18 protein-coding genes, 2 tRNA genes and 2 pseudogenes are annotated in these 21,906 nt (G+C 71.8%); 4 read left to right on the plus strand and 18 right to left on the minus strand.

The genetic code is table 11. The annotated features are described in order from the left end of the window. Nucleotides 1-2: 2 nt before the first annotated feature. From AC3ET4_RS02740 to AC3ET4_RS02750, 3 genes are all read right to left on the minus strand, one after another. Nucleotides 3-638 (minus strand): aminodeoxychorismate/anthranilate synthase component II, encoded by a 636-nt coding sequence (locus AC3ET4_RS02740; RefSeq protein ID WP_431945434.1) that lies wholly within the window; start codon nucleotides 636-638, stop codon nucleotides 3-5. After that, entirely contained in the window at nucleotides 635-811 is a 177-nt protein-coding gene (locus tag AC3ET4_RS02745; RefSeq protein ID WP_319132047.1) for a hypothetical protein, read from the minus strand. The genes AC3ET4_RS02740 and AC3ET4_RS02745 overlap by 4 nt, the downstream gene beginning before the upstream one ends. Before the next feature lie 377 nt (nucleotides 812-1,188). Beyond that, nucleotides 1,189-1,896: a DUF881 domain-containing protein gene (locus AC3ET4_RS02750; RefSeq protein ID WP_431945436.1), complete on the minus strand. Its 708-nt coding sequence runs from the start codon at nucleotides 1,894-1,896 to the stop codon at nucleotides 1,189-1,191. 196 nt (nucleotides 1,897-2,092) lie between these two features. On the opposite strand from AC3ET4_RS02750, the gene crgA reads away from it, so the two are divergent. Further along, nucleotides 2,093-2,347, plus strand: a complete 255-nt coding sequence (gene crgA, locus AC3ET4_RS02755; protein WP_431945438.1) for a cell division protein CrgA — start codon at nucleotides 2,093-2,095, stop codon at nucleotides 2,345-2,347. 241 nt (nucleotides 2,348-2,588) lie between these two features. Here crgA and AC3ET4_RS02760 read toward each other — a convergent pair whose 3' ends face one another. Next, a complete protein-coding gene (locus AC3ET4_RS02760; RefSeq protein ID WP_431945440.1) occupies nucleotides 2,589-3,443 on the minus strand; it encodes a rhomboid family intramembrane serine protease in 855 nt (284 codons plus the stop codon). 70 nt (nucleotides 3,444-3,513) lie between these two features. Continuing rightward, nucleotides 3,514-4,059 (minus strand): peptidylprolyl isomerase, encoded by a 546-nt coding sequence (locus tag AC3ET4_RS02765; protein WP_431945509.1) that lies wholly within the window; start codon nucleotides 4,057-4,059, stop codon nucleotides 3,514-3,516. A 151-nt stretch (nucleotides 4,060-4,210) separates the two neighbouring features. Between AC3ET4_RS02765 and AC3ET4_RS02770 the strand changes: the two genes are divergently transcribed. Continuing rightward, a complete protein-coding gene (locus tag AC3ET4_RS02770; protein WP_431945511.1) occupies nucleotides 4,211-5,032 on the plus strand; it encodes a DUF5324 family protein in 822 nt (273 codons plus the stop codon). 246 nt (nucleotides 5,033-5,278) lie between these two features. On the opposite strand, the pseudogene AC3ET4_RS02775 reads toward AC3ET4_RS02770, so the two are convergent. After that, a pseudogene (locus AC3ET4_RS02775) lies at nucleotides 5,279-6,604 on the minus strand (AfsR/SARP family transcriptional regulator); the annotation flags it as partial. Between the two features lie 157 nt (nucleotides 6,605-6,761). After that, nucleotides 6,762-6,834: transfer RNA gene (locus AC3ET4_RS02780), tRNA-Ala, on the minus strand. Nucleotides 6,835-6,945: 111 nt separating this feature from the next. On the opposite strand from AC3ET4_RS02780, the gene AC3ET4_RS02785 reads away from it, so the two are divergent. Both AC3ET4_RS02785 and AC3ET4_RS02790 read left to right on the plus strand, forming a co-directional pair. Continuing rightward, a complete protein-coding gene (locus tag AC3ET4_RS02785; protein WP_431945442.1) occupies nucleotides 6,946-7,509 on the plus strand; it encodes a DNA-binding protein in 564 nt (187 codons plus the stop codon). After that, nucleotides 7,502-8,782, plus strand: a complete 1,281-nt coding sequence (locus AC3ET4_RS02790; protein WP_431945444.1) for a serine/threonine-protein kinase — start codon at nucleotides 7,502-7,504, stop codon at nucleotides 8,780-8,782. The genes AC3ET4_RS02785 and AC3ET4_RS02790 overlap by 8 nt, the downstream gene beginning before the upstream one ends. Here AC3ET4_RS02790 and AC3ET4_RS02795 read toward each other — a convergent pair. The 11 genes and pseudogenes from AC3ET4_RS02795 to dnaN form a co-directional block, all read right to left on the minus strand. Further along, nucleotides 8,768-10,048, minus strand: a complete 1,281-nt coding sequence (locus AC3ET4_RS02795) for a hypothetical protein (RefSeq protein WP_431945446.1) — start codon at nucleotides 10,046-10,048, stop codon at nucleotides 8,768-8,770. The two genes, AC3ET4_RS02790 and AC3ET4_RS02795, sit on opposite strands and share 15 nt — an antisense overlap. After that, nucleotides 10,045-10,647 carry a hypothetical protein gene (locus AC3ET4_RS02800; RefSeq protein ID WP_431945448.1) on the minus strand — a complete coding sequence of 201 codons (603 nt, stop codon included), beginning with the start codon at nucleotides 10,645-10,647 and terminating at the stop codon, nucleotides 10,045-10,047. Before AC3ET4_RS02800 ends, AC3ET4_RS02795 begins: the two co-directional genes overlap by 4 nt. 1,061 nt (nucleotides 10,648-11,708) lie before the next feature. After that, the gene (locus tag AC3ET4_RS02805) at nucleotides 11,709-11,849 is read right to left on the minus strand and encodes a DLW-39 family protein (RefSeq protein WP_018559211.1); all 141 of its coding nucleotides are present in this window, start codon (nucleotides 11,847-11,849) and stop codon (nucleotides 11,709-11,711) included. 155 nt (nucleotides 11,850-12,004) lie between these two features. After that, nucleotides 12,005-12,078 (minus strand) — tRNA-Ile (locus tag AC3ET4_RS02810). Between the two features lie 53 nt (nucleotides 12,079-12,131). Beyond that, on the minus strand, nucleotides 12,132-12,779 hold the full coding sequence (locus AC3ET4_RS02815) for a DUF3566 domain-containing protein (RefSeq protein WP_431945513.1): 648 nt from the start codon (nucleotides 12,777-12,779) through the stop codon (nucleotides 12,132-12,134). Between the two features lie 59 nt (nucleotides 12,780-12,838). Continuing rightward, nucleotides 12,839-15,448, minus strand: a complete 2,610-nt coding sequence (gene gyrA, locus AC3ET4_RS02820) for a DNA gyrase subunit A (RefSeq protein ID WP_431945450.1) — start codon at nucleotides 15,446-15,448, stop codon at nucleotides 12,839-12,841. 43 nt (nucleotides 15,449-15,491) lie between these two features. Beyond that, entirely contained in the window at nucleotides 15,492-17,534 is a 2,043-nt protein-coding gene (gene gyrB, locus AC3ET4_RS02825) for a DNA topoisomerase (ATP-hydrolyzing) subunit B (RefSeq protein WP_431945452.1), read from the minus strand. A 269-nt stretch (nucleotides 17,535-17,803) separates the two neighbouring features. Further along, nucleotides 17,804-18,358, minus strand: a complete 555-nt coding sequence (locus AC3ET4_RS02830; RefSeq protein ID WP_431945454.1) for a DciA family protein — start codon at nucleotides 18,356-18,358, stop codon at nucleotides 17,804-17,806. Next, nucleotides 18,355-19,485 carry a DNA replication/repair protein RecF gene (gene recF, locus AC3ET4_RS02835; protein ID WP_431945456.1) on the minus strand — a complete coding sequence of 377 codons (1,131 nt, stop codon included), beginning with the start codon at nucleotides 19,483-19,485 and terminating at the stop codon, nucleotides 18,355-18,357. Before recF ends, AC3ET4_RS02830 begins: the two co-directional genes overlap by 4 nt. Nucleotides 19,486-19,515: 30 nt before the next feature. Continuing rightward, nucleotides 19,516-20,397, minus strand: a pseudogene (gene gnd, locus AC3ET4_RS02840) (phosphogluconate dehydrogenase (NAD(+)-dependent, decarboxylating)); the annotation flags it as partial. 79 nt (nucleotides 20,398-20,476) lie between these two features. After that, nucleotides 20,477-21,607: a DNA polymerase III subunit beta gene (gene dnaN / locus AC3ET4_RS02845; protein ID WP_431945458.1), complete on the minus strand. Its 1,131-nt coding sequence runs from the start codon at nucleotides 21,605-21,607 to the stop codon at nucleotides 20,477-20,479. Nucleotides 21,608-21,906: the final 299 nt, after the last annotated feature.

The raw sequence follows: 21,906 nt of genomic DNA on the forward strand, positions 1-21,906 counted from the left end.
ACTCACGCCCTGGTTCCGACCACAGGCGCGAGGCCCGCGGAACGCTCGACGGCGTCCTTGTCGCCGCATTCCACCAGCCAGTTGGCGAGCATCCGGTGCCCCCATTCGGTGAGCACCGACTCGGGGTGGAACTGGACGCCCTCCACCCGGGCGCTGCGGTGCCGCAGTCCCATGACGATGCCGTTCTCCGTCCAGGCGGTGATCTCCAACTCCTCCGGGACCGTGTCCCGTTCGACCGCCAGCGAGTGGTAGCGGGTCGCGGTGAACGGGGTCGGCAGCCCGGCGAAGACCCCGCGGCCCTCGTGGGTCACCAAGGAGGTCTTTCCGTGCAGCAGCTCCGGCGCCCGGTCCACCACCCCGCCGTACGCGACCGCCATGGACTGCAGTCCGAGGCAGACTCCGAAGACCGGCACGTCGGTGGCGGCGCAATGGCGCACCATGTCGACGCAGACGCCGGCCTCCTCGGGGGTGCCGGGCCCGGGCGAGAGCAGGACGCCGTCGAAACCGTCCTGGGCGTGCGCCGGCTCCACCTGGTCGTTGCGGAGCACCTCGCACTCGGCGCCCAGTTGGTAGAGGTACTGGACGAGGTTGAAGACAAAGCTGTCGTAGTTGTCCACGACGAGGATGCGCGCGCTCATCGGACGGCTGCCATCCCCTCGTCGACGGTCACGTCCCCGAACGGCAGCAGTGGCTCCGCCCAGGGGAAGACGTACTGGAACAACACGTAGACGGCAGCGAGGACCAGCACCAGCGAGATGAGCGCTTTGACCCACACGTTGCCCGGCAGATGCCGCCAGATCCAGCCGTACATGCGCCGCCTTCCTGCCTTCCGTGCCGTGCCTCGCCCAAGATTAGCCGGACAAGCCCCCCGGCATACCGTCGTCCACAGGCTGTGTGGAATCCGGGCCTCCCCAGCCGGTCCGCCGGGGGCCGCGGCCTGCCCCGGCAGGCTCGGGCGGTCGGTCTCCGACGGTCGGTCGGTCGGACGCGGAGGGTAGGTCGGTCGGTCGGTCGCGGACGGTAGGTCGGTCGGACGCGGACGGCGGCCCGAGGCGGTGCGCACAGGTCCGTACGGGACGGAGGCCGGGCGCTCCGCGGAGCCGCCGGGGACCGTGCCGTGCGGCGTCTGCCGCGGCGCACCCGCCGGACCCCCGGTCGTCACGTCCGCGCGGACGCTCGCCCCACGGGTCATCCCACGGGCTTGGCGTACCGCAGGTCCACGGTTCCCGAGTAGCCGGGAAGAGTCACCCGCCGTTCGTCCTCGACCTTCCAGCCCAGTCCGTAGGCCTGGACGTACTGCAGGTAGTTCTGGATCGCGGGGCTGGCGTCGAGCGCCTGGTGCAGCTTCTCCCGGTCGCCGACGGCCGTGATGGTGTAGGGCGGCGAGTAGACGCGGCCCTGCAGGATCAGGGTGTTGCCGACGCAGCGCACCGCGCTGGTCGAGATGAGCCGCTGGTCCATCACCTTGATGCCGGAGGCGCCGCCCGCCCACAGGGCGTTGACCACGGCCTGCAGGTCCTGCTGGTGGATCACGAGGTCGTTGGGCTGGGGGTCGGGCACGCCGGGAACGAGCGGGGTCGCGTCGGGCGGCGCGTCGTCGAGGGTGACGGAGACGGCGGGGCCGGTGAGGGCGACGGTGCCGGCCTCCGCGCCGAGCCGGGCCAGACGCTTGCGGGCCGCGTCGCTGACGCCGCTGTCGGTGTGGGCGAGCGCGTCGACGTCGCCGCGTACCCCGGCGAGCTCCTTCTCCAGTTGCTCGTTCTGCCGGCTCTTCTCCTGGACCCGGTCCGACAGGCGCAGCAACGGGTCGTCGGTACGGATGTCCAGACCCTTGGCGGTGTCGAAACTCATCCAGAACAGCAGGCCGGCCATGGCGAAAACCCCGGCGCTGAGCACGCGAAGCACCACAGACCGGGCGGATCGGCGGGCTGGGGAGGCGTGGACCGGATTGCTCACCGTAGCCTTATCTCCTTCCAACCCGAGGAAGCACTACGCTAACGGACGCCCGGAGGCATGGACCCACCAGCCGCCCGGCCGCTCATACACGACGTCACACGCGCGGTTACGCAGCGCATCGACAGGAGAGTCCCTCGTGCCGAAGTCACGGATCCGCAAGAAGGCCGACTTCACTCCGCCCCCGGAGAAGACCACCCCCGTCAAGCTGAAGTCGGGCCGCGGCTGGGTGGCTCCCCTCATGCTGGCGTTGTTCCTCGTCGGCCTGGCGTGGATCGTCGTCTTCTATGTGACCCAGGGCAGCTTCCCGATCGAGCAGCTGGGCAACTGGAACATCGCCGTCGGCTTCGGCTTCATCGCGGGCGGGTTCGTCGTGTCCACGCAGTGGAAGTAGCGGCTCACGCAGTTATCCACAGGCGTCATCCACAGTGTTGAAAAGGTCGCATGATCTGTGGATAACCACCAGCCGACTGTCACCCCTGTGACCGGTGGTCCGAAGTGCGGACCACCGGTCGTTTGTTGATCGCGCAGGTCAGGCGGGGTGTGGACGGGCAGGCGCACGGCTTGCCCACAGGATGCACAGGAGGCCTCCGCCTCTCTGTGGATAACGTCGCGGCAACGGTGAGCGTTACGGCCTAGGCGGAGATATTCGCGACGCCGGCCCACACCGTCACCGCCACCGCGAGCAGCATCGCCGCGCACGTCCCCCACTGGATCAGCGCCCGGCGCGAGCGCGGGGCGTACGCCATGGCGGCGGCGATGATCGCCCCGGTGACGAGGCCGCCGATGTGCGCCTGCCAGCTGATGTTCGCCCAGGTGAAGGTGAACAGCAGGTTGAGTGCGAGCAGGATCAGCACCGGCCGCATGTCCATCCGCAGCCGCTTCAGGAAGACGGCCATCGCGCCGAAGAGCCCGTAGATCGCGCCCGAGGCGCCCAGCGTCAGCGTGTCCGGGGCCAGCAGCACCACCAGCGCGCCGCCGCCCAGCCCCGCGATCAGATAGAGCGCGGTGTAGCGGGCCCGGCCGAGCAGGCTCTCCAGCGGGCCGCCGATCCACCACAGCGAGAGCATGTTGAAGGCGAAGTGCGCGAGCTGCTCGTGCAGGAACATCGAGCTCACCAGCCGGTACCACTCGCCGGGTCCGCCCGCCACGCCGCACTGCACGCTGTCCGGGACGTAGCACGGGGTGAAGAGCCCCAGTGCGGTGACGAACGGTCCGCCTTCGGCCCGCGCGAGCAGGAAGACGAGAAGGTTCAGCCCGATCAGGATCTTGGTGACCAGCCGGGGGTCGCCGCCGACCGCGCCGCCCACCACCGTACGGGGCTCGGCGGCCTGGGCGGCACCCCGGCCCTCCCGGACACACTCAGGGCAGTGGAAGCCGACCGCGGCGTTGATCATGCACTCCGGGCAGATCGGCCGCTCGCAGCGGGTGCAGCGGATGCCGGTCTCCCGGTCCGGATGCCGGTAGCAGTGCACGGCCTGGTCGGTCATGTCTCAGCCCTTCGCAACGGAATCGCCCCGCCCGTGATACGCACGGGCGGGGCGCCAGGGTTCCCGGAACTCAGCGGTCCGTGCCGGACTGGCGGCGCTCGATCACCACGGAGCGGATCACCACGTCCTCCAGCGGGCGCTGGGTGCGCGGATCGGTCACGGTGGCCGCGATGGAGTCCACGACCTTCTGGCTGGCGGGGTCGGTCACCTCGCCGAAGATGGTGTGCTTGCGGGTGAGCCACGCGGTCGGGGCGACCGTGATGAAGAACTGGGAGCCGTTGGTGCCCGGGCCGGCGTTCGCCATCGCCATCAGATAGGGCTTGGTGAAGGCGAGGTCCGGGTGGAACTCGTCGGGGAACTGGTAGCCGGGTCCGCCGGTGCCGTTGCCCAGCGGGTCACCGCCCTGGATCATGAAGCCGGAAAGGACCCGGTGGAAGACCGTGCCGTCGTACAGGGGCTCATGGGAGGTGGCACCGGTGTGGGGGTCCGTCCACTCGCGGGTGCCCTCGGCGAGTTCCACGAAGTTCCTGACCGTCTTCGGCGCGTGGAACGGCAGCAGCCGGACGGTGATGTCCCCGTGGCTGGTCCTCAAAGTGGCGTAGAGCTGCTCGGCCACGGTCGTACCTTCCATAGTCCTCGATGGCAGGGACAAATCCTCGCATGCCCCGGACCCGCCGCACGCGTCCGTCCCATCGCGGACCGTCCGGCGGACCGCCGCCCTTGACCCGGATGCCCGTACGCACATGCCGTACCCAGCGGTGGCGGGCATGATTTCAAACCGGGTGGAAAGGCGAAAACCGAACGCCACCGAGGAGGAGGTTCTCGTGACCCGCATCGACAGCGTGCGCGACGCAGCCGAGAGGACGAGGGACAGCGTGCGGCACGCCGCGGACGTGGTGGCGCCGTATGCCGACACAGCGAGGGTCAACGCAGTGCACTACGCGGACGAGGCCAGGCTCTACCTGGCGCCGCGGGTGTCCGCGGCCGGGCGGCAGGCCCGCACGGCGGCCCGGACGCAGTACGACGCGTATCTCGCGCCACGCGTCGACCAGGCCCTGGCGGCGGTGCCGCCCGGGGTCCAGCGGAAGGTGGGGACCGCCGCCCGGCGCACCCGAGCCACCGCACGTCAGGCGGCGGAGTACACCGGCCCGCGGGTGGGCCAAGCCGTGACCACTGTGCGCAGCGTCGCGGTCCCGGCAGCGGAGGAGGCGGCCACCCGCAGCGCCGCGGCCGTCGCCGCGCTGCGCAGCCATGTGACGGCGGACGACATCCGCAGGCTGGAGCGCAGCCGGGAACGCCGGGCCCGCACCGGACGGGTCGCCACATGTTTCCTGCTTGCGGGCCTGGTCGCCGGGGCGGGTTTCGCCGCCTGGAAGTGGTGGAGCAGCCAGACCAGCCCCGACTGGCTGGTGGAGCCCGCACCGGCCACCGAGGTCGCCGACCGCGCCTCCCTCGACGGCGGCATCGAGGCGGATGCCTCGTTCGGCAAGGTCGACGGCTCGCCCATGGACGCCCTCGACCCCGAGGTGCAGGCCAAACAGGCGGAGGCGGACTCCGACGACCGCCGCGGGCGCGGTGACACACCGTGAGGTGACGACCGGGCGCCGGCGGCGGCCGGACCCGTAGGACAGGGGGGCGGCGGACCCGGCAAAGGGTCCGCCGCCCTCGCGCGTACGGCCCGGTCGGCCGCCGCTCACCGTCCCGAGGACGCGGGCACGGGATCGTCCCCGGCCGGGTCGGGGATCCGCGCCGGCACCCCGCGCAGGGTGCACAGCGCCACGACGGCACCCACGGCGAGCAGCACCGCGCCCACCCCGGCGGTGACCTGGACGCCCGCCGAGCGCCTCCCGGCTCGTCGCGAGGACCCGCACTCGGGGGCACGCGGCCAGCAGCTCCGCCACCATCTGGGCGACGTCGGCGACCAGATGCTCGCAGTTGTCCAGCACGAGCAACAGCTCCCGGCCGGTCAGGGCGGCCGTGAGACGGGCGAGCGGTAGGCCCTCCGGGCCCGGGACCTGGCGCCCGGCGGCTCCGGCCAGCGGGCCCGCCTCCCGCAGGCCCACGGCGCCCGCGATCGCCTGCGGCACCTCGGAACCGTGGGTCAGCCCCGACAGGTCCACGAAGCAGACCTCCCCCGGGTGGCGCCCGGCCGCCTCCACGGCGATACGGGTCTTGCCCGCACCGCCGGGGCCGATCAGGGTGACCAGCCGGGCTCCGGCGAGCCGCGCGCCGATCCGCGCCAGCTCCTCCTCACGGCCGATGATGCCGGTCAGTTGGGCGGGCAGGCCGTGCCGGACGAAAGGCCCGATCCGGTCGCCGTCGGGCGCTGTTTCACGTGAAACAGCCGAGAACCCGGCATCGGGCACACCCCCGCCGACCCGGGAGACGGCACGTGACACCGCGGCCGGCGTGGGACGGGAGGGGCGGGGCCGACCGCGCAGCACCGCCAGATGCGCCTCCGCCAACTCCGGGCCGGGATCCGCGCCGAGCGACTCGGCGAGTTCACGCCGCGCCTCGTCGTACACCCGCAGCGCCTCCGACTGGCGTCCGCTGATGTGCAACGCCTCCATCAGCCGGGCGCGCAGCCGTTCCCGCAGCGGGTGGCTCGCGACCAGTTCCCGCAGCTCGGCGACGAGTTCCCGGCGGTCCCGGGCGTCCAGCGCCAGCTCGGCGCTGATGCGGTCCTCCACCGCCGCGATCCGCAGTTCCTCCAGCCGCGTCACCTGCGCCCGCGCGAAGGGCGGGTCGCCCACATCCGCGAGGGCGGAGCCCCGCCACAGGTCCAGCGCACCGCGCAGCAGAACCTCGGCCCGCTGCGGCTCACCGGCGCCCAACGCCTCCCTGCCCGCGGCCGCGAGGCGTTCAAAGCGGTGCACGTCCACCTCGTCCCGGGCGACCACCAGCCGGTAACCCCCGGGAGAGCGCTCGACGGGCACCCCGAGGGCCGCGCGCAGCCGGGATACCTGGGACTGCAACGCGCTGCCGACCCCGGCCGGCGGCTCGTCCCCGTACAGCCCGTCGATCAGCCGCTCGGTGCTGACGATCCGGCCCGCCTCCAGCAGCAGCATCGCCAGCAGCGCCCGCCGTCCCGGGCCCCCGACGGCAGCGGTGGCGCCGTCGTCCCGCAGCGCCCTCGTCTCCCCCAGAATGCCGAAACGCACGCCGCCGATTCTGCCGCACGGGCCGGTCGGCGCCACGGGGGAGGACGGTGCGGGCGCGGAGAACACCCTCGGCCCGGGCCTGCACGCACCCCCGGCCCCGGACACGGGCCGGGCCGGGCCGGGACCTCGATGAGGTTCCCGGCCCGGCCGATCACTGTGGAGCCTAGGGGAGTCGAACCCCTGACATCCGCCATGCAAAGACGGCGCTCTACCAACTGAGCTAAGGCCCCGTGCCGCAGACCAGCGTACCGGCTGCGGAGAGGATCACCGACCGAGTATCGGCGGTCCGTAGGATGACCGGCAAGTTCGCGGCCGCAAAGGTCCCCCGTCAGGAGCCCGCAATGGACACCTCGCAGCCGGACGCCGCTCTCCGCGTCCAGGACATGCAGCGCACCTGGTACGGCGAGCCGCTGGGCGTGCTGTGCCGCCGGCTCATGGAGATCCTGGGGCTGAACCAGGCGCGCCTGGCAGGGGTGCTGGGGCTGTCGGCGCCGATGCTGTCCCAGTTGATGAGCGGGCAGCGGGCGAAGATCGGCAACCCCGCGGTCGTGCAGCGGCTCCAGGCACTCGAGGAGCTGGCCGCGGAAGTCTCCGGCGGAGCCGTGGCCGCTGCGGACGCCGTGCCGCGGATGGAGGAGATCCGCGGCTCCGAGGGCTCCCCCCTGCTGGCCACCACCCAGAGCCCGACCGCCGCGCCGCCGCCCGCGCGCAGGATCGTCCACGAGCTCCGCGCGCTGCTCCACGACGCGGCATCCCCCGCCGAGATCGCCGAGGCGGCCGAATCCCTCGCCGACCGCCACCCCCGGCTGGCAGAGTTCCTCCGGGTGTACGGCGCTGGTCCGTCCGACGCGGCGGTCCGGGACTACGAGGCGCGGGGGCAGGGGGCGGACGCACATCATGGGTGAGGTGTTCGCGGGCCGGTACGAACTGGTCGACCCGATCGGGCGAGGCGGCGCGGGAGAGGTGTGGCGCGCCTGGGACCGGCGGCGCGGCCGCTACGTGGCGGCCAAGGTGCTGCTGCAGGGCGATGCCCACTCCCTGCTGCGCTTCGTCCGGGAGCAGGCGCTGCGCATCGACCACCCGCACGTCCTCGCCCCCACGAGCTGGGCGGCCGACGACGACAAGGTGCTGTTCACCATGGACCTGGTGCGCGGCGGCTCGCTGGCGCACCTCATCGGCGACTACGGTCCCCTCCCGGCGCACTATGTCAGCGTCCTGCTCGACCAGTTGCTCTCCGGCCTGACGGCGGTGCACGCCGAGAACGTGGTGCACCGGGACATCAAGCCCGCCAACCTCCTGCTGGAAGCGACGGGGACCGGACGTCCGCACCTGCGGCTGTCGGACTTCGGCATCGCCATGCGCATGGGGGAGCCCCGCCTCACCGCGACCCACCACGTGGTGGGCACGCCGGGATACTTCGCCCCGGAGCAACTGCTCGGCGCCGAGCCGGACTTCCCGTCCGACCTGTACGCGACCGGGTTGGTCGCCCTCTACCTGCTCAGCGGCGCCAAACCCGACGCCGAGGCGATCGTCACCCAGTACGTCCACGGCATGCCCCGGGCCCCGCACGGCGTCCCCGGCCCTCTGTGGGAGGTGATCGGCACCCTGCTGCAGCCGGACCCGGAGGCCCGCTTCCGCACCGCCTCAGGTGCCCGCGCGGCCCTGGCGGCGGCGGTCGAGCTGCTGCCGGACCGGGAGCCGGACGAGGAGGCGATCGAGGTCTTCGACCAGATCGGGCCGCTGCCCGCGGGGTTCTTCGCGGACGGCCCGGTCGCGCCGGCGCCGTCCGCGGAGGGGACCGGAAGCATGACCGGAAGCTTCCGCCTGCAGCCGCCCCCGGCATCCGCCCCACGGCCACCCGCGGGTGCCCAGGAACCGGTCACCCCGGCGCCGTCTCCGCCGTCTCCGCCGTCTCCGCCGACACGTCCCTACACGGACACCGTCACGGGCGCCGCCGCCCCGGTCGCCGCTCCCGCGGCACCGCTCGCTCCGCCGGTGCTCCCGCCCCCGTCCGTCACACCGCCGGCCCAGGTCGCACCGCCGGCGCCCTTCACGCAGGCCGCCGCACCCGCGCCCGCGCGCCGCCCGGGCCCTCCCGCCAAGGCCGTCGTGCCGATGCTCCTCGTCGCGGCCCTCTGCCTCGCCTTCGGCTTCTGGGCGCTGTCAGCGACCTCCTGAGGCCGCGGCAGGCGCGCGCCGCGCGATCACCGTCCAGACTCCCAGCGAGAGCAGCAGCACGACGCCCGCGCCCAGGGCCGCGAAGCCAAGGGCGTGCAGCAGCGGGTTCCCCGAGCCGGGCCCGCCCGGCAGCCCCAGGCCCTCGTCCGGGTCGCCGTCGTACGACGGCCCGGCCTGCTCGGCGCCCTCGAGGACGACGCGCAAGGTGACCGGGACGGCGCCGGCGACAAAGTCCGCGACCTCCGGATGCACCGACACCGCCAGGTAGTACCAGCCGTCGAAACGGGCCGCCGACACGGCGTCGCCGCTCTCGTAGCGGTTGGCGTAGGCGACCCTCCCGGTCGTGGCGGTGACGGAGGCCTGCTCGCCCCGGTAGGAGGCGGTGCCGGTGCCGACGAAGGCCCAGCGCGGGTTGTAGACCTCCACGCGCACACCGGAGCCGCTGAAGCCGCCCGGCCTCGTCCCCTCGGCGTTGGCGAAGTCCACTTCGGCGAAGGCCTGTTGCCCCCAGCCGACCGGCACGCGGTAGAAGCGTGTCTGACCGGGCAGCACCTCGTCCTTCCAGACCCCGGCGCCGAGGATCCCCGCGCGGCCGAGGTCCGCACCGCCGGTGACGTCGCGGGCGGGGCCGGTCGCGGGCACCGGCGTCCGCGTGGCGGGGCTGAGGGCGGGACCCGGCGCGGCTCCGGCGGTGAGCGCGGGCTCGTCGGTGAGGCGGATCTGCAGCGGCCAGGGCGCGGCGTCCGAGGTGCCCCGGGACACGCGGGTCACCTCCAGGACGTAGGCATGGGCTTCCTGGCACGGCCCGTCACCGCCGACGGTGCGCTTGACCCAGGTGCCGATCGGACGCGCCGCCCCGTCGGCGGAGAACGTCCGGCGGCCGCTGTCGCAGCGGGTGCCGTCGGTGCTGGCCAGCGCCAGCTCGATGCCGTCCCCGTACGCCACCGCGGCGCCCGGGCGGGGCAGCACGAAGACCGCGAGGTAGGACGAGTGCACGGCGTCCAGGTCGAGGGCGTAGTACATGGCGCCCTCGTCCGCCGCCAGGGTGTCCTGGTACAGGACGCCCGGCTCGAGGCGCGGGGCGTCCGCGGTGCTCGCCCGGCCCCGTATCCGCTCGCCCTGCGGCTGCCAGGAGGCGACGGCCGGGCCGGCGGACGCGGCAGCCGCCGATGCCGGCGTCCCCGCCGCTGCCACCACGGCTGGAGCCGTCACTCCCGCAAGCAGCGTGAGCGCCGCCGCAACCGAGGTGAGCGCCCTGCGGATCATGCCCCGTCCCTCCGTCCGCGACGGCCCACGAGAGCCGCCACCGTCCCTGCCGCGGCGAGCGCCGAAGCCCCGCCCGCCGCCGCCGCGACCACGTCGCCCGCCGTCATGAAACCCCCGTCCGCGGGGGCGCCGACCGCCGTGGTGCCCGTGCCGCCGGTGGCCGCCCGTTCCGCCTCGTCCCCGTCCAAGGCCCCACCGCCGCCGCGCGCTGGTGCGCCGTACTCCGGCCCGGCCGACTCCCTGCCTGTCACGTCCACACGCAGCACGACCCGCACCGCCACCTTCCGCGCCAACCCCGCCGCACCCGGCCCGAGCGACACGGCGACATAGTGGTCTCCCGCCGTGCGGGCGCCCTGGGCGACGCCGCCGGCGACCCAGCGATTGCTCCACGTCACGGGCACCGTGCCGAGCCCCACGGACACCGGCTGCCCGCGATAGCCGCGGCGCTGCACGGTCCCGGACGCGTCGCCCAGCGGCTGCCGTCCCGGTCCGTAGGCGGCCGTCGCCACGAAGGAGGAGGCCGTGGAACCTTCCTCCACGCCGGGTTCGTTGGCGAAGTCGGCGAAATACGCCAGCCGCTGCCCCCAGCCGACCCGCACCTTGTAGAAGCGCGTCTGCCCGGGCAGCAGCGTGTCCCGCCAGATGCCCCTGCCGAGTCCGCGCGCGTCGTTGACCCGGTACCGCCCTCGACGTCCCGCGGTGGGCCCGTCAGGGCCGCCGGAGGGTCCCCGTAGCGGGTGGCGGCCGGCGCCGGAGTGGCGCCGGCCGCGAACGGCCGCTCGATGCCGTACCGCAGTTCCAGGGGCCAGCGGGCCAGGTCGGAGCCGGCGGCGCTGGTGCGGTGCACGGACAGCACGTAGCGCCCCGCCTCGTCGCAGGCGCCGCCCCGGTCGTCGCTGGGGATCCGGCTGACGGCGCCCACGACGACCATCGCCCCTTCGTCCTGACCGAAATGCGCGGAATCCGCGCCGCAGGTGAGGGGGTACCTGCCGGTGCCGGCCAGCCGCAGCTCGACGCCGTCCCCGTAGGCCGCCCTCGCCCCCGGCCGCGGCACCGCCGTCACCGCCAGATCGGCCGTGGAGGCCGCGTCCAGGTCCACCGCGTACCAACGGGTCTCGCCGGGCCCGATGTCATCGACGTACTGGCCGGGGGACAGGGCCGGAGCGCCGGCGGCCCGCCTCCCGCCGGTCACCCGCCGGCCCTGGAGTCCGTACGCGTCCGCGTTCAGCCGCGAGGCCCGCGTCGGCTGCCGGGCGAACGAGGCGACATCGGCGGCCTTCCTGGCCGGCGTCACGCGGCCCGCCCCGGAGCCGGAGGCGTCCAGCGCCATGGCCGGCACGCCGCCGACGCCGGTGGCGGCTGTCCACACCGCCCGGACCGTCCACGCCGGGCCCGGCAGAGCGCCCAGCACGGCGCCCAGCACGGCGAGACCGCACACGGCCGCCCGCAGTGGTCCCCCAACCCCGCGGGCCAGCGCCTTCCCTCGTGGCATGTGCCGTTCCCCCTCGCACATCGTCGGCCGCAGCGAAGCTAATGATTTGCGACAGCAAACACAAGGGGATCACGTCACGGTCGGGCAACAGGAAGGCGGACATGACGGGGCCCCGACCACATCGTGATCGGGGCCCCGGAAAATCCGTTGTACGGCTGCGTCGCCGCCTCAGACGCTCGCGCCGGAACCCGCCGGAACGGAATCCGTGGCCTCCGTCCACAGGTCCTGCTCGGCGCGGTCCGCCTGAATCTGGCGGTACACGAGGAGACCGCCGATGGCGGCCAGTGCGACCAGGAGAAACTTCTTCACCGCGCGACCTCGTCCTTCTTGCGTTGGGGGTCCTCCGACGGGCCCGACTATACACACCGGTCGATATCGAACGGTGACCTGCCACCGCAACCGACGCCGGCCGCGTGCACACGAAAACGGCCCGTACGGATCAACCGTACGGGCCGTTCACGCGGTGGGGCTAACAGGACTTGAACCTGTGGCCTCTTCCTTATCAGGGAAGCGCTCTAACCGTCTGAGCTATAGCCCCGCGCTGTGTTGCGTTGAAAGATTAGCGCACACGGGGCCGTGGCCCAAAATCGGTTACTCGTCCTCCGCCAGCGTCAGCTCGATACCGCCCACCATGCCGGCCGACATGTTGTAGATGAAGGCGCCGAGCGTGGCCAGCGCCGTGGCGAGCACGACGTCGATGACCGCGATGATCGCCGTGAAGGTCAGCACGCGCGACAGCGACAGGAAGGACACCAGGTCGAAGCCGCCGTCCGAGCCGGACGAGGTGGCCTCGCTGAGGGTGCCGCCGACCGTGGTGAAGACGCCGATGCCGTCCATCACCATCCACAGCACCGCGACCGCGATGACCGTGCAGATGCCCAGCGCGATGGAGAGCAGGAAGCTGACCTTCATCACCGACCACGGGTCGGCCTTCGCCACCCGCAGCCGGGCCTTGCGCGTGCGCGGGACGGTACGGGCCGCCGGACGCGGCTGGCGGACGCCGGTGGTCGCGGGCACCTCTGCGGCCGGCGACGCGTACGCCTGCGGCGGCTGGTGCGGGCCCTGCGCCTGCGGCTGGGCGACCGCGCCGGGGGCGCCCCCGTAGGTCTGCTGGTGCACGGCGTGCTGGTGCTCCTGCTGCGATGGACGGGTGTCGGTCACGATTCCCCCCTGGTGCGGGCCGTTGTCCGTACGTGGGCCGGGGGCACCGCCGATCGCGTCCGGAAGGGCCGCCGGCATCGGCTGCCCCCCGTCCGCGCCCGTCCGACCCGCGGCGCCCTCGGCTCCACTCACGGCTTCTACTCCTCCGAATCGACGGCCAGGGGCGCTTCACCCTCGGCCTCTTCAGCGGCGACGACCTCCTCGGCCTCCGCCCCCGCCTCGGCATTGCGGGCGACGCCCACGACGGCGTCCTTCTTACCGAGGTTGATCAGTTGGACGCCCATGGTGTCACGCCCGGTTTCCCTGATCTCGTTGACACGGGTGCGGATCACACCGCCACCAAGGGTGATGGCGAGGATCTCGTCGCTCTCCTCGACCACCAGGGCCCCGACCAGGGAGCCCCGGTCCTCGACGATCTTGGCCGCCTTGATGCCGAGTCCGCCGCGCCCCTGGACCCGGTACTCGTCCACACTGGTGCGCTTGGCGTACCCGCCGTCGGTGGCGGTGAAGACGAACGTACCCGGTCGCACGACATTCATCGAGAGCAGTTCGTCCCCTTCGCGGAAGCTCATGCCCTTCACGCCCGAGGTCGCACGGCCCATCGGGCGCAGCGACTCGTCCGTCGCGGTGAACCGGATGGACTGCGCCTTGCGGCTGACCAGCAGCAGGTCGTCGGCCGGGCCGACCAGCTCGGCGCCGATCAGCAGGTCTTCGACGCCGTCCTCGGTCTCCCGCAGGTTGATCGCGATCACACCGCCGGAGCGGGGAGAGTCGTAGTCCTTCAGCGGGGTCTTCTTCACCAGGCCCGAACGGGTGGCCAGCACCAGGTAGGGCGCCGCGTTGTAGTCGCGGATGGCCAGCACCTGGGCGATCTTCTCGTCCGGCTGGAAGGCCAGCAGGTTCGCCACATGCTGCCCGCGGGCGTCACGGCCGGCGTCCGGCAGCTCGTACGCCTTGGCGCGGTAGACCCGGCCCTTGTTGGTGAAGAACAGCAGCCAGTGGTGGGTGGTGGTGACGAAGAAGTGGTCGACGATGTCGTCTTCCCGCAGCTTCGTGCCGCGCACGCCCTTGCCGCCGCGCTTCTGCGACCGGTAGTCGTCGGTCTTCGTGCGCTTGACGTAGCCGCCGCGGGTGATCGTGACGACGATGTCCTCCTCGGCGATCAGGTCCTCGATGGACATGTCGCCGTCGAAGGGCACCAGGGCCGAGCGCCGGTCGTCGCCGAACTTCTCGACGATCGCCGTGAGCTCCTGGCTGATGATGCCGCGCTGCAGCTCGGGCGAGGCCAGGATGCGGTTGTACTCGTTGATCTTCGCCTGGAGCTCGTCGTGCTCCTGGACGATCTTCTGCCGCTCCAGGGCCGCCAGGCGGCGGAGCTGCATCTCCAGGATCGCGTTGGCCTGGATCTCGTCGATCTCCAGCAGGCCCATCAGGCCCTCGCGTGCCACATCCACCGTCGCACTGCGCCGGATCAGGGCGATGACCTCGTCGATCGCGTCCAAGGCCTTCAGCAGGCCGCGCAGGATGTGCGCCCGCTCCTCGGCCTTGCGCAGCCGGAAGCGGGTCCGGCGGACGATGACCTCGATCTGATGGGTCACCCAGTGCTTGATGAACTGGTCGAGGGAGAGCGTGCGCGGCACTCCGTCGACCAGCGCGAGCATGTTGGCGCCGAAGTTCGTCTGCAGGTCGGTGTGCTTGTAGAGGTTGTTCAGCACGACCTTGGCCACGGCGTCGCGCTTGAGCACGATCACCAGGCGCTGACCCGTCCGGGAGGAGGTCTCGTCACGGACGTCGGCGATGCCGCCGATCCGGCCGTCCTTCACCAAGTCGGCGATCTTCTGGGCCAGGTTGTCCGGGTTGACCTGGTACGGCAGCTCGGTGACGACGAGGCACTGCCGGCCCTGGATCTCCTCGACCTCGACCACCGCGCGCATCGTGATCGAACCGCGCCCGGTGCGGTACGCCTCCTCGATGCCCTTACGGCCCACCACCAGGGCGCCGGTCGGGAAGTCGGGGCCCTTGATGCGCTCGATGAGCGCCTCCAGCAACTCCTCGTTGGAGGCCTCGGGGTTGGCCAGGTACCACTGGGCGCCCTCGGCGACCTCGCGCAGGTTGTGCGGCGGGATGTTGGTCGCCATGCCGACCGCGATGCCGGCGGAGCCGTTGATCAGCAGGTTGGGGAAGCGCGACGGCAGCACCGTCGGCTCCTGGTTGCGGCCGTCGTAGTTGTCCTGGAAGTCGACGGTCTCCTCGTCGATGTCCCGGACCATCTCCATCGACAGCGGCGCCATCTTGCACTCGGTGTACCGCATGGCGGCGGCCGGGTCGTTGCCCGGAGAACCGAAGTTGCCGTTGCTGTCCACCAGCGGCATGCGCATCGACCACGGCTGGGCCAGGCGCACCAGCGCGTCGTAGATCGAGGAGTCGCCGTGCGGGTGGTACGTGCCCATGACGTCGCCGACGACGCGGGCGCACTTGTAGAAGCCTCGCTCCGGGCGGTAGCCGCCGTCGTACATCGCGTACAGCACGCGACGGTGGACGGGCTTGAGGCCGTCCCGGACGTCGGGCAGCGCGCGGGACACGATGACGGACATCGCGTAGTCCAGGTAGCTGCGCTGCATCTCCGTCTCGAGGCCCACGGCCTCGATCCGCGTCGCGGTGGCGGCCTCGGTGGCGGCCTCGGGGGCGCCGGGCGTGGCGGGGGTGGGGTTCTCCCCGCCGGCGGCGGGGGAGGTCTCGTCGGCCATTGCTGGTCAAAGTCCTTTCGGGCGGCGGCTGATGGGGGCCGACTCAGATGTCGAGGAAGCGGACATCCTTGGCGTTGCGCTGGATGAAGGAGCGCCGGGCCTCGACGTCCTCACCCATCAGTACCGAGAACAGGTCGTCGGCGAGGGCCGCGTCGTCCAGGGTGACCTGGCCGAGCACGCGGTGGTCGACGTCCATCGTGGTGACCCGCAGCTCCTCCGCGTTCATCTCGCCCAGGCCCTTGAAGCGCTGGATCGAGTCCTCGCGCACGCGCTTGCCGTTCTGGCGGCCCAGCTCGATCAGGGCGTCGCGCTCGGAGTCGGAGTACGCGTACTCGAAGTCGTCCCGGCCCCACTTGATCTTGTAGAGCGGAGGACGGGAGAGGTACACGTGGCCCGCCTCGACCAGCGGCCGCATGAAGCGGAAGAGGAAGGTCAGCAGCAGGGTGTTGATGTGCTGGCCGTCCACGTCGGCGTCCGCCATCAGGATGATCTTGTGATAGCGCAGCTTCGAGATGTCGAAGTCCTCGTGCACACCGGTGCCGAAGGCCGAGATCAGCGCCTGGATCTCGGTGTTCTGCAGGATCTTGTCGATCCGCGCCTTCTCCACGTTCAGGATCTTGCCGCGGATCGGGAGGATCGCCTGGTACTGCGGGTTGCGGCCGGATTTGGCGGAGCCGCCGGCGGAGTCGCCCTCGACGATGAAGATCTCGCACTTGGCGGGGTCGTTGGACTGGCAGTCGCTCAGCTTGCCCGGCAGCGACGCCGTCTCCAGCAGACCCTTGCGGCGCGTCAGGTCGCGCGCCTTGCGGGCCGCGACGCGGGCGGTGGCCGCCTGGATCGACTTGCGGATGATGTCCGCGGCCTCGTTGGGGTTGCGGTCCAGCCAGTCCGTCAGATGCTCGTGGACGACCTTCTGGACGAAGGTCTTCGCCTCGGTGTTGCCGAGCTTGGTCTTGGTCTGGCCCTCGAACTGCGGCTCGCCCAGCTTGACCGAGATGATCGCGGTCAGACCCTCGCGGATGTCCTCGCCGGTGAGGTTGTCGTCCTTCTCGCGGAGCAGCTTCTTCTCGCGCGCGTACTTGTTGACCAGCGTGGTCAGCGCGGCGCGGAAGCCCTCCTCGTGGGTGCCGCCCTCATGGGTGTGGATGGTGTTGGCGAAGCTGTAGACACCCTCGCTGTACTGGGTGTTCCACTGCATCGCGACCTCGACGGAGAGCAGCCGCTCCTTGTCCTCCGCGTCGATGTCGATCACCGACGGGTGGACCGGCTCGCCCTTGCGCGAGTTCAGGTACTTCACGAAGTCGACGATGCCGCCCTCGTAGTGGTACGTGACCGAGCGCGGCTGGCCCTCGTTCTCCACGTCCGCGTGCTCGGGACGCTCGTCGGTCAGCGAGATGGTCAGGCCCTTGTTGAGGAAGGCCATCTCCTGGAAGCGCCGCGAGAGCGTCTCGAAGGAGTACTCGAGGGTCTCGAAGATGTCCCCGTCGGCCCAGAAGGTCACCGAGGTGCCGGTCGCCGACACCTCCTCGTTCTTCTGCAGCGGGGCGGTCGGGACGCCCATCTTGTAGTCCTGGGTCCAGCGGAAGCCCTCCCGCTTGACCTCGACCGCGACCTTCGTCGACAGGGCGTTGACCACGGAGACGCCGACGCCGTGCAGACCGCCCGAGACGGCGTAGCCGCCGCCGCCGAACTTGCCGCCGGCGTGGAGGACGGTCAGCACGACCTCGACGGCGGGCTTGCCCTCCGACGGCACGATGTCCACCGGGATACCGCGGCCGTTGTCGACGACGCGCACGCCGCCGTCCGGGAGGATGGTGACGTTGATGGTGTCCGCGTGACCGGCCAGCGCCTCGTCGACGGAGTTGTCGACGACCTCGTACACCAGGTGGTGCAGGCCGCGCTCGCCCGTCGAGCCGATGTACATGCCCGGGCGCTTGCGAACCGCGTCCAGGCCCTCCAGGACGGTGATCGCGCTGGCGTCGTACGCCGGGCCGGAGGTGGGCGCGGCGGAGCCGTCAGCTGTGGACGTATTGATCTCGTTGGGGTTGCCGGAATCGGCCACGAAGCGCCCTTTCTGGCACAGCATGAGCCGGGTCCCGCACGGCGGAACCGGCTGCATCACTCGACATCTTCGACTGGTCCCGCTGGGGTCCCCCGGTGCCGGAGGCCAGGGGCGGGCGGTACTGCCATCAGTCTACCGGTAGCGCCGACATAGATGGGGCTTTGGCGGTACCTGAGTTCCCGTGTGCACGACGGAAGCACCTCCTGCCGACTCCCCACACGCGGACCGGGTCTCAAAACGGCTCACGCGGGCGCACAGGGCTTCGACCCGATTACGCACCGCACGATTCCGGCCTAACCGTACGTATCGCCCGGCCCACGGCTGCCGGGAGCGCGCAGCCGCCCATAGGAACGCGTCGGTCCGCCCGGCCCCAGAACCTTGATCAACTTCACGGTGCCATGCCCGAGGTCGGCGTTCAGCCTGGCCACCAGCGTCGGGGCGAGCAGCCGCAGCTGCGTCGCCCAGGCCGTGGAGTCGCACTGGACGGTGAGGACCCGGGCCTCCTCGTCGTACCGCTGCGGTTGGCAGTGCAGGGCCACGTCGTCCCCCACCAGTTCCGGCCAGCGGCCCATCACACCGCCCACCGCGGCCGGGGCCTCCCAGCCGCGCTCGGTGATCAGCCGGTTGATCGCGGCGCCCAGCGGCAGCGGGTCCCGTCCGTCCGCCCGAGCACCGCTGCGCAGTCCTCCGCGGCGGGCCTGCTTCTTCTGCTGCGCGGCGGCGCCCCGAGCGCGGGCCTGCTCCTTGGCCGCGCGCAGCGCGACCCTTGCCAGATCGACACCTGACACCGGCTTGTCCTGGGCGCCCGTCTCCTGCCCCCGCTGCTGCGGCGGCCGCTGATCCGTCATGCCCGCTCCACGCGGCCGTCCTCGACCTCGTACCGGGCGCCGACCAGCACGTCCGGCACGTCGTCGTCCACCGCCGCCGTCACCAGCACCTGCTCACCGGGGGCGACAAGCTCCGCGAGCCGGGCGCGGCGCCGGGCGTCGAGCTCGGCGAAGACGTCGTCCAGCACCAGCACCGGCTCGCCGCCGTCGGCGCGCAGCAGTTCGTACGAGGCCAGCCGCAGCGCCAGCGCGTAGGACCAGGACTCGCCGTGGCTCGCGTACCCCTTGGCGGGCAGCTGCCCCAGCTTGAGGGAGAGGTCGTCCCGGTGCGGGCCGACCAGGGTCACCCCGCGCTCGATCTCCTGTCGACGGGCCTCCCCCAGGGCCTCCAGCAGCAGTCCGTAGAGCTGCTCTCGGCCCGACGCCCCGGCGATCCGTTCGCCGATCGAACTGCGGTACTCCAGCACGACCGGGCCGCCGCCCGGGGCCAGCTGCTCGTACGCCTTGTCCGCCAGCGGCTGCAGCGCGTGGGTGAGGTCCAGGCGCTGGGCCAGCAGCTCCGCACCGGCCCTGGCCAGGTGCTGGTCCCAGATGTCGAGCGTGGACAGATCGGCGCCGCGGCCGCCGTGGCGGCGGGCCATCGCGGCGGACTTCAGCAGGGTGTTGCGCTGCTTGAGGACCCGCTCGTAGTCGCTGCGCACGCCCGCCAGCCGGGGCGTCCGCGCGGTGAGCAGCTCGTCGAGGAAGCGCCGGCGCTCCCCGGGGTCGCCCTTGACCAGGGCCAGGTCCTCGGGGGCGAAGAGCACCGTCCTGACGATCCCCAGCAGGTCGCGCGGGCGGACCTGCGAGGAGCGGTTGAGCCGGGCCCGGTTGGCGCGGCCGGGGTTGATCTCCAGCTCGACCAGCTGCTGCCGCTCGCCCTGCACCACGGAGGCCCGGACGATCGCCCGGTCAGCGCCCATCCGCACCAGGGGGGCGTCGCTCGCGACGCGGTGGCTGCCCAGGGTCGCCAGGTAGCCGACCGCCTCGACCAGATTGGTCTTGCCCTGGCCGTTGGGGCCGACGAAGGCGGTGACGCCCGGGTCGAGCGGGACCTCGACCCGGGCGTAGCAGCGGAAGTCGGCGAGCGACAGATGCGCGACGTGCATGGCTGCGCGCCGCCTCCTTCCCTGGTGTGACTAGTGCTTCTCTACGGCGTGGCCGCCGAACTGGTTGCGCAGCGCGGCGATCATCTTCATCTGCGGGGAGTCGTCCTGGCGGGACGCGAAGCGGGCGAAGAGGGAGGCGGTGATCGCGGGGAGCGGCACGGCGTTGTCGATGGCGGCCTCGACCGTCCAGCGGCCCTCGCCGGAGTCCTCCGCGTAGCCCCGGAGCTTGTCGAGGTGCTCGTCCTCGTCGAGGGCGTTGACGGCCAGGTCCAGCAGCCAGGAGCGGATGACCGTGCCCTCCTGCCAGGAGCGGAACACCTCGCGCACGTCGGTGACCGAGTCGACCTTCTCCAGCAGCTCCCAGCCCTCGGCGTAGGCCTGCATCATGGCGTACTCGATGCCGTTGTGGACCATCTTCGCGAAGTGGCCGGCGCCGACCTTGCCCGCGTGGACGGATCCGAAGTTCCCCACCGGCTTGAGGGCGTTGAAGATCGGCTGCACCTTCTCGACGTGCTCCGGCTCGCCGCCGTACATCAGCGCGTAGCCGTTCTCCAGGCCCCAGACGCCGCCGGAGACACCGCAGTCGACGAAGCCGATGCCCTTGTCGGCCAGCTCCCGGGCGTGCTTCTCGTCGTCCGTCCAACGGGAGTTGCCGCCGTCGACGACGACGTCGCCGGGAGAGAGCAGTTCACCGAGCTCGTCGATCGTCGACTGCGTCGCGGCCCCGGCCGGCACCATCACCCACACCACACGCGGGGCCTCGAGCTTGTCCACAAGTTCCTGCAGGCTGTGGACATCGGCGAGATCCGGGTTGCGGTCGTAGCCGATGACAGTGTGACCGGCCTGGCGGATGCGCGTGCGCATGTTCCCGCCCATCTTGCCGAGACCGATGAGACCGAGCTCCATCGTTGATCCTTCGTTCGAAGCCTGCCTGACCTACGTCGAGCCTACGTCGGCCCCCGCAGGGCGACGCGAGCGGACAGGCCTCGCGTCAGCCGGACAGCCGGACGGGCATGATCAGGTACTTGTAGGCGTCGTCGGCCTCGACGTCGACCGCGGGGCGGCCGCTGAGCAGCGCGGGCTTCGTCGACGTGGTGAACGACAACTGGGCCACCGGGGAGTCGATCGCGCTCAGACCGTCCAGCAGGAAGGTGGGGTTGAAGGCGATCGAGATGTCGTCGCCGTCCAGCTTGGCGTCCACACGCTCCACAGCCTGTGCGTCGTCGCTGGACCCCGCCTCCAGGGTCAGTACACCCTGCTCGAAGCTCAGCCGGACCGGGGTGTTGCGCTCCGCCACCAGGGCGACGCGCTTGACGGCCTCGACGAACGGGGCGGTCTCGATCACCGCGACGGAGTTGAACTCGGTCGGGAAGAGCGTCCGGTACTTCGGCAGGTCGCCCTCGAGCAGGCGGGTGGTGGTGCGGCGGCCCGCACCCTCGAAACCGATCAGGCCCTCGCCCGCGCCGGAGCCGGCCAGGGCGATGGCGACCGAGTCGCCGTTGGTCAGCGACTTGGCGGTGTCCAGCAGGGTCTTGGCGGGCACCAGGGCGACCGCGGAGATGTCCGGGGTCTCCGGCTTCCACAGGAACTCGCGGACCGCGAAGCGGTAGCGGTCGGTGGCGGCCAGGGTGACGGTGTCGCCCTCGATCTCGATCCGCACACCGGTCAGCACCGGCAGGGTGTCGTCGCGGCCGGCGGCGATGGCCACCTGGGCGGCGGCGGCCGCGAAGACCTCGCCGGGGACGGTGCCGGAGGCCGTGGGCATCGCAGGCAGTGCCGGGTACTCCTCCACAGGCAGGGTGTGGAGTGTGAAGCGCGAGCTGCCGCAGACGACGCTCACCCGCACGCCGTCGGTGGAGATCTCCACAGGCCTGTTGGGAAGGGCGCGCGAGATGTCGGCGAGCAGCCGGCCGGAGACGAGGACGGTGCCCTCCTCCTCCACGTCGGCCTCGACGGAGACCCGGGCGGAGACCTCGTAGTCGAAGCCGGACAGGCTCAGCTGGCCCTCCTCGGCCTTCAGCAGCAGGCCCGCCAGGACCGGCACCGGGGGACGGGCCGGGAGACTGCGGGCCGCCCAGGCCACTGCCTCCGCGAGTACATCGCGCTCCACCCGGATCTTCACCGGAACCGCCTCCTGCTGTTGCTGGCTGTCTGTGGCCGACTCTCTTGGCCCTGCTGGCCCTCTTGCCGGGAACAGTCTGACAGCCGCCACCGACATGCGGTGCGGGTCGGGGTCAAGTCGGCGGCCGGTGGAGCGGACGGCTCGCGGCTCGGTTGTGCACAGGTGCCACTTCGATCCGGATTCCCCGGTAACTATCCCTGGTCGTAGTAATAGGGGGTGTGGATACCGTGGATAAGTGGTTCCTGCGCAGGTCAGGCCCTGTTTTTTATCCACCGCGCCTGTGGGTGGAGCCCGTGGAC

This window comes from Actinacidiphila sp. bgisy167 (genome assembly GCF_057707665.1).

Bases quoted from the DNA above. Each gene is read 5' to 3' on its own strand.
- gyrB (WP_431945452.1), bottom strand. From the start codon at position 17,534: ATGCTGTGCCAGAAAGGGCGCTTCGTGGCCGATTCCGGCAACCCCAAC.
- AC3ET4_RS02760 (WP_431945440.1), bottom strand. From the start codon at position 3,443: ATGACCGACCAGGCCGTGCACTGCTACCGGCATCCGGACCGGGAGACC.
- AC3ET4_RS02830 (WP_431945454.1), bottom strand. From the start codon at position 18,358: ATGACGGATCAGCGGCCGCCGCAGCAGCGGGGGCAGGAGACGGGCGCC.
- AC3ET4_RS02785 (WP_431945442.1), top strand. From the start codon at position 6,946: ATGGACACCTCGCAGCCGGACGCCGCTCTCCGCGTCCAGGACATGCAG.
- AC3ET4_RS02790 (WP_431945444.1), top strand. From the start codon at position 7,502: ATGGGTGAGGTGTTCGCGGGCCGGTACGAACTGGTCGACCCGATCGGG.
- AC3ET4_RS02745 (WP_319132047.1), bottom strand. From the start codon at position 811: ATGTACGGCTGGATCTGGCGGCATCTGCCGGGCAACGTGTGGGTCAAA.
- recF (WP_431945456.1), bottom strand. From the start codon at position 19,485: ATGCACGTCGCGCATCTGTCGCTCGCCGACTTCCGCTGCTACGCCCGG.
- gyrA (WP_431945450.1), bottom strand. From the start codon at position 15,448: ATGGCCGACGAGACCTCCCCCGCCGCCGGCGGGGAGAACCCCACCCCC.
- AC3ET4_RS02770 (WP_431945511.1), top strand. From the start codon at position 4,211: ATGATTTCAAACCGGGTGGAAAGGCGAAAACCGAACGCCACCGAGGAG.
- AC3ET4_RS02795 (WP_431945446.1), bottom strand. From the start codon at position 10,048: ATGATCCGCAGGGCGCTCACCTCGGTTGCGGCGGCGCTCACGCTGCTT.
- AC3ET4_RS02740 (WP_431945434.1), bottom strand. From the start codon at position 638: ATGAGCGCGCGCATCCTCGTCGTGGACAACTACGACAGCTTTGTCTTC.
- AC3ET4_RS02815 (WP_431945513.1), bottom strand. From the start codon at position 12,779: ATGCCGGCGGCCCTTCCGGACGCGATCGGCGGTGCCCCCGGCCCACGT.